The organism is Ignavibacteriota bacterium, from assembly GCA_019637995.1.
GTDB lineage: Bacteria > Bacteroidota > Ignavibacteria > Kapaibacteriales > UBA2268 > JANJTB01.
Window position 1 is genome coordinate 500,895 of record JAHBUQ010000002.1, and the last position, 12,638, is coordinate 513,532.

Below are 12,638 nucleotides of genomic sequence, written 5' to 3' on the forward strand. Positions count from 1 at the left end.
ATAAATCAGGAGAAATTATTATGAAAGAAATTATTTTAACAAATGCAGCACCTGCACCTATAGGACCTTACTCTCAAGCCGTTAAAGTTGAAGGCAAATTTCTGTTTATTTCAGGTCAGATTCCATTTAAAGCTGATGGAACTCTATCAGGTGATGATATTACGACTCAAACTCATCAGGCAATTCAAAATATTCAGGCAATTTTGGAAGCTGCCGGCTGCACAATTGATGATGTAGTAAAAACAACCGTACTCATGCTTGATATGAATGATTTTGCAACTATGAACGAAATTTATAATCAGTATTTCGGTTCAAGCAAGCCGGCAAGAGCGGCATATCAGGTTGCAAGGCTTCCAAAAGATGTAAAAATTGAAATTGAAGCAATTGCAATAACAAAATAATCTAATGAAAAAATTCATTATATCAATATTGTTTATATTTATTTATGCTTTGTCATTTCAAATTCTCAGAGCCGATGAGAATCCCGAGAATAAGAAAAGCGATAAAAAAGTTAGTCAATTCAAGATGACAAAATCAACAGGGGGCGCTATATGGCGCTCTCTGGCTGTACCGGGTTGGGGTCAGGTTTATGTCGAAAGCTACTGGAAAGCACCAATTTTTTTTGTTGCATCAGGCACATTAGTATATTTTATAATTGACAACCAGCTTAAATTTAATGATTATGACAACAGACTTTCAGCCTTGGAAAAAGGCACTGCCGATTATAACCTCGCAAAATCTTACCGCGAGTTTTACCGCGATAATCGTGATATGAGCGGGTTCTATTTCCTGGCAGTTTATATACTTGCAGCAGTTGATGCTTATGTTGGAGCACATTTATACGATTTTCAGGTTGATGACAACCTGTCAATGAATTTTAATTTTGCTCCACTTCCTATTCCTGCAGTAAGTATCAGAATAAAATTTTAAAAAATTTTATTCATTAAATTATATTACATCAATACACAAATTAAAACTCATCAAATCTGAGAGTAAATCTAACAAAATGGTCAATTTCACTATTTATTGAATATAATGTATAATGAACCATAAAATTAAATCCCCGAAAAAATTCATAGCCCGTTTTTAAATCTAAAGTCGTTAAGTATTCAGCATCACCATCCATAAACAAATATCCAAGCGTTGGGTCGCCCGGGCGATGAGTTTGAAGCGCTGAGCCGCCAACATTTTTAATTAATTCACCATCCTCATCAAACACATTTCTGCCCCATCGCCTGTAGGAAACAGCGAACTCGAGCGGATACCGATTTCCCCACCAATAATTTCCAAAGAATGTAAATCTGTCTGAGTTTGGCTGTAAGTAAGAGCTTACAATATAGCTATCATGTGTCATTGAGTTCTGAATATTGAAATGAGAGAAAGTAAATGGTTCAACTCTCGTATATTCAACACCAAAATCAAAAGGGATCGTCGGACTATACATTACACCAAGATTCCATGCGGCTTTATTTCCCCAATAACCTTTTCCGATATTTGAAAAAATCACATCATCAAGAAAGTATGTGCCTTTAACCTGCACACCATCAACTATTCTTACTGTTGCATCAATACCCATTCCGGCATTATCTCTGTCTCTGAGTGCATGTTCGAGCGATTTTAGAAAACTTAGAGGATTCAGATAGCCCAAATCATAAAATCTATCGGAATAAATTATATTCTCGAAGAAAGATATCTCACCCCATGATGGTCTGACCGATAATCTGTGTGTTACCATATATTTTGGTACAAACTTTACATTTGGTCCTGTCTCCCAGCCAAAGTAGGTCTGAGGAAGCGAGAGAAGTGATGCATGCATAAATTTATACTCAAATCCTTTAGTTCTTGCTCCAATTACAATTGCATCAAAAGCCGGCGGGTTATCAGACATTATAAGACGCTGCTTAAAGCCGGCACCGGTCAGACGTGATTCCCTGCCAATTCCTGCATAGAACCAATCATGCTGGTATCTGATATGAGATTCGGTATAATCAATATCACTTTCCAAAACTGCAAACTTTATATTTTGGGAATATTTCATGTCAGTGAGAGCTAATTCCCTATTGCCATTGAGCAATGCTCCATTTGTAACTTGGAGGTTGAAACCAAGCGAATTTCCAAGTGTTCCAAAAAGTCTGAATCCAAGATGCCCTAAAAATGCTTTATCAAATCCGTCGTTGTTATTTCTTGTCATAAGTTCTGCTGATGCAAGTGGTATAAAACTTGCTGAATGGGTAGAGTCTTTGTATCTGTAAATAAATTTTTCATCATCAGTCAAAAGACCCGAAAAAAGTATTTGAGTGCTGTCAGTAGAGCTTGGGAAAACTATACGAGACGTTTGACTATTTATCCCAAATTCTATCAAATATCTTCTTAAAGTATTCCTTTCTGAATCACTTAGAAGTGTATCGTTTTCATTAATCATCTTAAGAGCTTCAATAACCTGACCTCTTTGCAAAGGCAAATCATTGAGTGACATATTTGGTAGAAAACCGCGGGCTTCAGCCCTTTCGAGATACTGATAAACAGGATGCGAAATCTGTAAATTTTCTACTTGCGAAAATGCTACCTGCAAATTAAGACTAAATAAGCAAATTATTATAATTGTTATATCTCTGATCATTGAATACTTTCCACAGTTAAATTTGTCATAGAATTATATTTATAAGGAAATACCTTTTCTCATATTTGTATATTCAAAAATATATATTTTTTTTAAATATTTATATATTTAAGTTGTTTTTTCTATTAAACTTTTCAATGTTTTTTTGCTTTTCATTAACAATCCTCCATATTATTTGGACTGACTTCAAATCCAATCAAACCCACCAACGCAAGACGCTCTGCCGGAATAAATCCAACAGAGCGTCTGCCTATTAGTCGTCTCAGCACCTGAATTAATCAGGTCTAAGCATTTGGGTTATTTTACTACGTTGACGTTGCTTATAAGCATTACATCACCGCTGCGCAATACTACCTGATATACACCACTTGCGAGGTCTTTTGCATCTACGTTAAGTATGTGCTGACCGGCTGTCTGCATGCCGCTGTAAAGTCTTGCAACTTCTTTGCCGCTTGCATCTACAAGTGTGATTTCCACATTTGCTGACTGGCTCATTGTGTATTCGATTGTACTTTCGCTGCGTACAGGATTTGGTCTTGCCTGTCCGAGTTCGATTACGCCGCTTAAACCGGTTAGTGTTACTGTGCGTTCGTCACTGTATGAGAAACTGCCGTCACGGTCTAATGCTTTCAAACGGTAGATGTATGTCTTGCCGTATTCTACGTTGTTATCTACTACAGGTCCGTAGTTTAATGTTACTGAGCTGTTGCCTGCTGCTTCCATTTCTGCTATCTTAGTAAAGAAGTTGCTACCCTGAGCTGCTTTCTCTACTTCGAAGCGGGATGTATTTAGCTCGCTTGCTGTTGCCCAGCTGATATCTACTCTCTTGCCGGCTGCTTTTGCATCGAAGCTTAAGAGTTCTACAGGTACAACTGTACCGTCGTTTCTTTCCATAAAGTCGAAGCTGGCACGAAGTACTGTTTCGATATCTGCAAAGTGACGCCAGTCTATACCAAGATATACTACGTTTGAAGTAAGTGTTGTAGTTGCAATACCGCCGATTCTTGCTGCATCCGGCCATTCAGGGTTCTGTACGCTGTTGTAACGGAATGCCATCTGGCTGATACCGTTTCCGGTATTGACGATGTTCATTAATGCAGGCTGTGGATACATATCTCCGGCTACGCCTGTTGCCATTACTTCCATTACTACATCACGTCCTACTGCTATACCTGTTACATTACGACCGCTGTAGTTGCTGCCTGCTCCAAGTGGATTACCTGGATGACGGTATTCTCCACGAAGGATGTTGGTTACATATACTTCGTCTGCATCGTCTATGTTGACGTTGTTTCTTACCATTTCTTCACTGCCGATAAGAAGGTTTTTCTTCTCTGATACATTACCTGCTTCTACGAAGTTTGTGAGATTGAGTTTTTCAAGACGGCTTAATGTCTTGTTGTGACCATCTGACCAAATCATTGAACGATAAATTGTATAGTCTACGTTGCGTGGTTCCCAGCCATAACGGTTGAATAAGTCAAAGTCGTAACGTGCTGCTATAAGGTCGATTTCCCAGTTAAGCTGCTTCATACCTTCTTTGATTTGTTCGTAGTTTAAGCCATAAGCAAGTTCATCTGCTGTTGGTGTTACGCCCGCTGCAAAGTGCTGCTGGTTGCTGACCAAGAAACGGATACCACTGCGCTGTATATAGAAACGTGAGATCTTTTCTGTTGCGTTGTTTGAGTTGAACTCATCAGGATCTGTACTTACTACTATACGGTAGCGTGGAGTTACGTTTGCTTCCATTCCGAGGAACTGTGAAGGTACGGAATAGTTCTGGTTGCGTAAGTCGTTGTATGTTTCAGGTACGAAGTCATTGCCGATACCGTCACCGATATTGAAGCTGACTTCCAGGTTTTCTGTTGCATCTAAGTCTATTTGACGCTCTACTGGACCAAATGCTAAGGCAAATGTTCCGTTTGGCATTTCGCGATAGATGTTGACATAAAGTTTCTTGTTGAAGACAGGCATATTACCGCTGTTGCGTACTATGGCTTTTACTTCTACAGGAGCTGTGGTCATTAAGTATTCGGCATCGCTGAACATACCATCTGTTGCACGGTAAGTACCGGGTTCGGTTATTACAAGCATTTCTGCATCGTGGTTGTAAAGTGCACCATTGAATTCTACTGCACCGATGTCATATCTGCCACCTGCTACACCACGGATATTACCATAAATGTCATGTGTTACTTCGTCTAATCTTTCACCGCGACGGGTTAGGACTGAACCTTTTGTATTTGTACGCAAACGGATTTCTTCTGGATAGCTACCCATAAAGTAATGGTCATTGATGAAGTTACCGGTTGAGATTGAGTTAAGTTCGCTCTTGGTTGCCATCTGCCACTGTGTTAAAGTACGGTATTCGTTACGGGCTCCCGTTTCGATTACGCGGGTCTTGAAGTCTGTGTAGATGTGACGGTATGCTGAGATGTTTGCGTTACCGAACCAGTATGCGTTACGGTCTGCTACAAGACCGTCTTTTTCAGGATAGTCGCCATGATAGAAGATACCTGAAGCTACTTCATTGCCTGCATTTACTGTTGCATCATTTACTGCGATTGCATTATTGAGCAAATGTAATCCGCGTGCTTGCTGTATGCCGATACCTGCTACATTTGAGGCATTATTTATACCATCTTCTGTGATAAGGATTGTATTGTTGGCAATGGTTGAGCTGCGGATGAAGTAGTCTGCATAGTTTGGTGTAATCATACGGGCTACAGGATCTGCTACTTTTAGGTTACGCTGTGTCAGCATGTGAATACCCGCACGCATTGTATTTGCGTTCTGTGCGTTGAGTTTCCACATTGCATTGTTCATTACATTGATATTGTCTTCGACAGGAGGGAATACTCTGAATTCTGTTCCCACCTGATATTTGTTGGCGTTCTGATCTACTAAGATACCATATACTGCCTGGTTACCGCGTACGTTGTGGATTGCGTTTCCGTCAATATTGAGGTCATAGTTATTGTAGCCAAGGAAGTTTTGGGTTGCATTACCACCTGCGATAATACCTGCTGCAAATGCTCCGCCGTCACCTTTGACATCAAAGATTACGTTGTTCTTTACATTTGCTTTTGCTTCGTTACCTACGACTACACCTGCGCCGGATACGTTGTAAATCTTGTTGCCTTCAATTATTGTGTTTTCGTTGTAGAATGGTGCAAAGTCTGCAAGCTGTGGTACGCGGAGTACGCCGATACCGAGTGATACGATGCCGTAGCCAAAGCCGCTGATGTCATTGCCCATGAATGTGTTGTTTTTGTTTGTAATTGTATCAAGTGCGATTACAAATGCTTCTGTGTTAAGTGCTAAAAGTTCTGCACGGTTTACGATACCTGCGGAATAGCCTACCCAGCCGGTTTCAGTTATTTCTGTGTTTGGGGTAAACAAGAAGCCGTCTACGATTGAGTAATGTGCATTTGGAAGACGTACTTTATTGGCTATCGAAAGCTTGTTGTTTTCCATGATGGTGTTCTTCACTGATATGTTCTGTGAACCCGCTCCAAGATAGAATACTGCTCCAAATGCCTCCTGATCTGTATTCAAAATAAAACGGAAGGATTTGTTAGCGCCACCGTCAAATGTGATATAACCACCACTGTTTGAATATGGGACATAATATTGGTTGCCAAAGTTCTCGCCTTGTACAGCGTACATATTTGTTGAAAGTACTGACTGACCAAAGTAAACACCCTGACCATTACCTGAATGCAGGTTAATCTTTACTGAGGCGCGTGTTACAAGTCTGTCTTCAGAAGGCTTGAATGTCAGTGTCCAGTAATCGCCTGTGTTTTGATTATAGCCAAGACCCATAATTGCTGTTGATAAGTCCCATGCAGGAGCGCCATTGCTGGTACTGTAAACATCGTATTCTGCATCTGTAAATTCAAATGTTACTGAGCCGTTCATACCGCGGAGATAGAGCACATCCATTGCATCCTGAATTGTTGCAAAGTTGCGTGCATTGCCAGAGAACTTTGTTCCGATTGTATATTTGCCGATAAGTCCGCTTGATACTGTAAACTGATGTGAATACTCGTTGTTTGAGATTTCAAGGTCATCAGGATGTGATACTATGAGTCTTGCAAGGTACGTACCGGGCTGCATAATTTCTGTTTGCGGGAAGATTACCTGTTTCAAATTGTAACGACCCTGTGGTATATCTTCTACGTTAACTGTTCTGTCATAGACTACTGTGTTTTCAGGAATCTTAGTGATAATCATTCTTGTTGGTGCGTTGGATATATCACCCACACCTTCGTTGGAAAGAGTTCCTACAGGGAAGAATGGACGTCCTGCTATGTAATCACCATTGCTTTCAGGCACGTTAATCGTCTGAGCTGCTGCTTCGATTTCATCTTTGACTGCAAATTCGTATGCAGGCTGATCTTCTCTGCGGAAATAGTCATTATATGATTCCATATCTGTTGCGCTACGGAGCTTAACTGTAAGCGTAGCAGTATAAATATCTGTTTGAGTAGTGCTCCAAGTGCCAAAGTCAAGATTAACTCTTTGTTTTGCAGCTACTACATACTGACCGAAGTTTACTGTATCCCATTCAATAACTTTTGTTATTTTTTTGTTGCCTTTTGAATCGTATATATCAAAGTAAGCATCAAATTTAGCTACACCGCGAAGACCTACGTTCTGAACAGCACCTTTAAGATTGAGACTTAAGCCTCTCGGATATTTGTGGAAACGTGGAGGACCGCTTGAAAGTGGCTCGCTGATATCAACTGCTGCCATATCCCATTCCCAGGATACTACGAAATTCTTTCTCATGAATTTAAGGCTGTTTTCATCTTTTCCAAGACCGATGACAAGCTGATATTCACCACCATTAAGCCAACGGAAACCATAGTTGTTTACTACACCGGGTCCTGTTGCTCTTTGAATATTAAAGTGTACATTGGTTCCAATTACATCAGTACCTACTCTAATATTTTTTAGATTGGTTGCTAAGTCACGACCTTCATATATAACGTTATCTACATCAGGAAGTGGACCTACAATAGCATAGTTAAGAATTGAACCCGGAGGCATTGGATTTCCAAAAAGAACATAAGGTCTTTCGAAATATGTCATCTGACCGCTTAACATTCTTGTTGTACCGTCATAAGCTTCACCTGCAAGTAATATATCATCAGGAGCAATGTTATTAGGGAATGAACCTTTTAATGGAAGCGAGAATTCTACTATATAATCCTCAATTTCTCCATAACTGTAACCATAATATTGCGACTGGTCATTCCACCAGGGCCATAAATAACCATTCCAACAAGCACTTCCGGCTGTACCGGGAAGCATTGGATTAGTATTATTGATTGTAGTAGGAGCATTTATTGAATGCATAACTCTCATTCTGCCTACACCATTTTCCTGGTCGTCAGATACTGTAATTCTATATGTGTATTTCTGTTCTGTACAGTTTGCTTGCATCATATTTCTCCATGTGAAATTATGACCAATTCTCTGGGTTCTGCCTGAAGAGATTTCCTGAGGACTGTTTATCCATTCACTGTAACCTGTTGGACTATATTCGAATACCCCATTCAAATTATAGTCAATAAATATACGGTTATTATACCATGAATTCCAGTTATAAATGCAGTAATTAGTAGTATTGAATATACCATAATTACGAAGACCTATCATTTCGATGTCATAAGTTTCACCCGGTGACATTTCAAAACGAGAATTTGTAAACACATAACAGCCTTCCCAAGGTCCGTCAACTGCAGTAGCACGACTTATTCTGTGAATTTTAACTTCATTTGAGCCAACTTCTGTAACTTTTACTTCTAAAATAGGAGAAGTCATGTACTCTTTATAAAAAGTACTAATACTGCTCAAATATGAAGGGTAGCACCAGATATCCGTTCTTCCAAATACTCCTTGATTTGCAGATGCATATTCCGGTCCGGGAATACAGTAATTGTCAGGACCCATATCCTGAGCATTTGCCACATTCATATTTTGAACGCCGAGCATCAAAATTAATGCCCCCAAAAATGAAGCAAAATACTTTAATGTAGATTTTTTAAACATTGTAAAAATTCCTTATATTTTGAAAAAAAACAAATTTATATTACTTTTGAATTCAATAACAAATTAATTTAATAAAAGTTACAAACTGATAGATAACATTATAAACAATTGATATATTATGCATTTAAATAAAGGAAATAAACACAATAACTAAGATTATATTTTATAAATTACATTAATTAATTTTAATTAATTGTTTATTTATAAATAAATAATAATTAATTTATTTAAAGTTTATTAATTCGTTTTTTTTTGTTAATTTTGAATTCTTAATAATGTCATAAAATTATTATAATAAATTTAATAAAAGTTAATATGAAAATAAGCATACATAAGTTTGGCGGCTCTGTTCTCAATACAGCACAAGGATTGCAATGTTTGAAAGGAATTTTGTCTGATGACTCAGTAAAAAATGTAGTCATAATTTCTGCTTTAGGAAAGACAAGTTCTAACTTAAAGAATGCAATATTTCAATCTGAAAATGGCGGAATTTCGGAGGCAAAAAAAAATGTAAATTTTTTACTTTCAGAGCATAAAATACTGGCAAAATCTATCATAAATGAGCCGATTTTATCAAAATATGAGTATGAAATAGAAATTTTATCAAAAAATATTTATAAAATTTTGGAAAGTGTTGCCATAACCCGTGAAGTCAGTGGCAGAACACTAGACAGATTCTTAGCTTTTGGAGAAGAACTTGCCGCAATTTTGATAAAATATTATTTCGCAGATAATAAATCAGTTCATTTTTTGGATGCAAGGGAAATAATTGCAACAAATTCAGACTTTACTGAAGCGAAAATTGATAAAGATCTAACCAGAATAAATATTGACAATAAATTAGTTCCAATACTATGCAGCTGTGGGACAGTTATAACACAAGGATTTATCGCATCTGACAATAATGGCAATACAACCACAATGGGATTTGAAAGCTCAAATCTTACAGCAACTGTCATTGCTGACTGCTTGGATGCCCACGAACTTACACTTTGGTCTGATATTGACGGGATTTATACAGCAGATCCGAAGATTTTTTCGAATACTAGTTTAGTCCCGTATTTATCTTATGATACAGCTCAATTAGCCGGCAATTCCGGATTAAAACTAATTTATCCGGCTATGATTGATATTGCTAAATTAAAAAATATCAAACTAATTTTCAGAAATGGTTTAACTTCATCTGAAAAATTTTCTGTAATTAGTTCAGATAATATCAATGATGGAAAATTGCTAATATTAAATACAAATATTAGAATGGAAGGCTGGGATAATGAAGTAATTATTATAAATTCTCAAAAGTCACGTATAATTCAATTTATTTTAGACAAATTCCCGGAATTGCTTGATTCAGGAATAATGGCATTTGAGAGCGGTTTTAACAATAAATTATTAAAAATTTACTTCAGAGATGAGCAGTCAGCTCTTAAATTTTCCGAAGAAATTATCGGACAATTATAAATATAAAGACTTTTTCCTTAAATCAAGCTCTCTAATTCCATGAGTGAGCTTGAGAGAGTGTCCCATTTCTCGAATAATACTTCAATTTGAGTTTTATTCTCTTTGTATTTTGACTGAGCTTGTGCAGATAATTCAATATCTTTGAAAAATTCGGCGTCTGAAAAACTGATTTCAAACTCTGCATTTTCATTTTCGAGTAAAGCCAGTTTAGCTTCGATTTGTTCGATTTCTTTTTTAAGTTTACCAATTTGTCGCTGAATATTTTTGCGTTCTTCTCGTATTAACTGATTTTGGCTTGCCTGATTATCACTATCTGAATTCCCTTTTTTTGAGGATAGTTCGAGTTCGCGGAGATTTTCCATTTGCATTTTCTCAAGATAATAATTTATATCTCCCAAGAACTCATGAATTTTATTATTCTTGAATTCAATTGTTTTATTGGTTAATCCTTCGAGAAATTCTCTGTCGTGTGAAACAATTATCAGGCTACCCTGATAATCAATCAGAGCCTGTTTCAGCACATCTTTTGCCGCCATATCAAGATGGTTAGTCGGCTCATCAAGAATTAACAAATTATATGACTTAAGCATCAATCTTGCAAGTGAAAGACGAGATTTCTCACCACCGGAGAGCACTTTAACTTTTTTGTAAACATCATCTCCTGAAAACATAAATGCACCCAAAATGCTACGAACGTAAGGTCTTGCGTCGCCTGTTGCCTCGGTATCAATTACATCAAAAACATTCAAGTCAGGATTAAATAGTGTTGACTGGTGCTGAGCATAATAACCAATCTGAACATTGGAACCAATAATCAGTTCGCCTTCATAAGGTTCGCTTCCGGCAATAATCCTGCTTAAAGTTGACTTTCCTTCGCCATTCTTACCTACAAAAGCAAGCTTTTCGCCTCTTTCAATTGCAAAATCAATTGATTTAAGTACAAGTAAGTCTCCATAGCTTTTAGAGAGCTTCTTGCCTTCGCATACAAGTCGAGAAGAGCGGGGCGGTTCGGGAAATTTTAATCGGATTGAAGATGAGTCAACCTCTTCGAGCTCAATTCTTTCTACTTTTTCAAGGGCTTTTATGCGGGATTGTACTCTTGTAGCAAGAGATGCTTTAGATCTGAATCTTTCAATAAATCGCTCAGTTTGCTCGATTTCTTTCTGCTGATTTTTGTATTGAGCAAGTTCGAGTTCTCTTTGCTCCTGACGTTTTTGCATAAAATCAGTATAGTTAAAATTCATATCAATAATTTTGCCGCCCGTAAGCTCGAAAGTCCTGTTTGTTACAGTATCTAGAAATCGCCTGTCGTGTGAAACAAGTATAATTGCACCAAAATAATTTCTGAGAAAATTCTCAAGCCACTGAACCGATTCGATATCTAAATGATTTGTCGGCTCATCCAGCAGTACACAATTCGGTTTACTTAACAGAATTTTAGCAAGTTCGACCCGCATTTGCCAGCCGCCACTGAATTCATTCATAGGTCTTACAAAATCACTTCTTGAAAAACCAAGTCCTTTCAAAACCTGTTCAATATCGCCCTGAATTGAATCACCACCTAAAATCTTGAGCCTGTCAGTATGATGATTAAGACGCTCTATGATTTTCATATATTCATTAGACTCGTAGTCCTGACGCTCACCAAGCTGCTCTGTTAATTTATTGATTTCATTTTCGAGAAACTGGAGTTCTTTTAAAGCAGACTGAGTTTCTTCCATTACTGTAAGCTCTGACTCTGATTGAATCTCTTGAGGAAGATAGCCGATTGTGTATTCATTAGGAATAACAACATCTCCGGAAGAGGCTTCATCAATTCCTGATATAATTTTCAGCAATGTTGATTTTCCGGTACCATTTCTGCCAATCAGACCAATTTTATCTTTTTCACCGACCATAACAGAGACATTATCAAAAAGGTGTCTGCCTCCGAAATGAACAGATAAATTACTTAAAGTAAGCATCAGTTATTAACTTTTCGTTTATGAATATAATTCAAAAATAAAAAAAAAGCGGTAATATCAACTACCGCTCATCAATAAATATTTTTCCATGAGAATTTTACAAATCGTCTTCAGTTTTGTTACTGATTGGAGTTGGTAGTTCAAATCTCAATTTATTGTCAAAGATTTCTTTCATAGCCAAAAAAGTTGGCTTTGGAATTCTGTCAAATTCACGGCTTATTGAAATTTGATCAAAATTTACTGTTTCTGAATCGTCAGGTGTCGGAACAATATCAGCCATACGCTCATTGAGTTCTTGCTTGATATAATCATTAATTTGTCTGGCACGGAAGCCCATTGCGACAATTGATTGATAAATCGAACCTTTACTCGATTCCTGCATTCTGACTTTTACCGGATTTACAACATATTTAGCCAATGTAACCCTCTCATTATTGCATCTAAACAAACTACAAAAATACGAAATAATTCTATATTATTACGATTTTTTTTAAATTAAGTAAAAAAGTATTATATTAACGTTTTAAAATTGT

7 protein-coding genes are annotated in these 12,638 nt (G+C 37.3%); 3 read left to right on the forward strand and 4 right to left on the reverse strand.

Going from position 1 to position 12,638, the window contains the following annotated elements:
- Positions 1–20 precede the first annotated feature (20 nt).
- Together KF896_08105 and KF896_08110 are read left to right on the forward strand one after the other, a co-directional pair.
- Positions 21–401 carry a RidA family protein gene (locus KF896_08105; protein MBX3043665.1) on the forward strand — a complete coding sequence of 127 codons (381 nt, stop codon included), beginning with the start codon at positions 21–23 and terminating at the stop codon, positions 399–401.
- A gap of 4 nt (positions 402–405) precedes the next feature.
- Entirely contained in the window at positions 406–930 is a 525-nt protein-coding gene (locus KF896_08110; protein ID MBX3043666.1) for a hypothetical protein, read from the forward strand.
- A gap of 40 nt (positions 931–970) precedes the next feature.
- Here KF896_08110 and KF896_08115 read toward each other — a convergent pair whose 3' ends face one another.
- Both KF896_08115 and KF896_08120 read right to left on the reverse strand, forming a co-directional pair.
- Positions 971–2,620, reverse strand: coding sequence for a hypothetical protein (locus tag KF896_08115; protein ID MBX3043667.1), 1,650 nt, complete (start codon positions 2,618–2,620; stop codon positions 971–973).
- A gap of 297 nt (positions 2,621–2,917) precedes the next feature.
- A complete protein-coding gene (locus KF896_08120; GenBank protein ID MBX3043668.1) occupies positions 2,918–8,680 on the reverse strand; it encodes a T9SS type A sorting domain-containing protein in 5,763 nt (1,920 codons plus the stop codon).
- A 315-nt stretch (positions 8,681–8,995) separates the two neighbouring features.
- Between KF896_08120 and KF896_08125 the strand changes: the two genes are divergently transcribed.
- Entirely contained in the window at positions 8,996–10,141 is a 1,146-nt protein-coding gene (locus tag KF896_08125; GenBank protein ID MBX3043669.1) for a hypothetical protein, read from the forward strand.
- A gap of 17 nt (positions 10,142–10,158) precedes the next feature.
- On the opposite strand, the gene KF896_08130 is transcribed toward KF896_08125, so the two are convergent.
- Both KF896_08130 and KF896_08135 read right to left on the reverse strand, forming a co-directional pair.
- Positions 10,159–12,105: an ABC-F family ATP-binding cassette domain-containing protein gene (locus KF896_08130; protein MBX3043670.1), complete on the reverse strand. Its 1,947-nt coding sequence runs from the start codon at positions 12,103–12,105 to the stop codon at positions 10,159–10,161.
- A gap of 97 nt (positions 12,106–12,202) precedes the next feature.
- Positions 12,203–12,523 (reverse strand): DNA-directed RNA polymerase subunit omega, encoded by a 321-nt coding sequence (locus KF896_08135; protein MBX3043671.1) that lies wholly within the window; start codon positions 12,521–12,523, stop codon positions 12,203–12,205.
- Between the last annotated feature and the right edge of the window lie 115 nt (positions 12,524–12,638).

Excerpts from the sequence above, each read along its gene's own strand:
- KF896_08125 (MBX3043669.1), top strand. The coding sequence starts at position 8,996 with ATGAAAATAAGCATACATAAGTTTGGCGGCTCTGTTCTCAATACAGCA.
- KF896_08130 (MBX3043670.1), bottom strand. The coding sequence starts at position 12,105 with ATGCTTACTTTAAGTAATTTATCTGTTCATTTCGGAGGCAGACACCTT.
- KF896_08110 (MBX3043666.1), top strand. The coding sequence starts at position 406 with ATGAAAAAATTCATTATATCAATATTGTTTATATTTATTTATGCTTTG.
- KF896_08115 (MBX3043667.1), bottom strand. The coding sequence starts at position 2,620 with ATGATCAGAGATATAACAATTATAATAATTTGCTTATTTAGTCTTAAT.
- KF896_08105 (MBX3043665.1), top strand. The coding sequence starts at position 21 with ATGAAAGAAATTATTTTAACAAATGCAGCACCTGCACCTATAGGACCT.
- KF896_08120 (MBX3043668.1), bottom strand. The coding sequence starts at position 8,680 with ATGTTTAAAAAATCTACATTAAAGTATTTTGCTTCATTTTTGGGGGCA.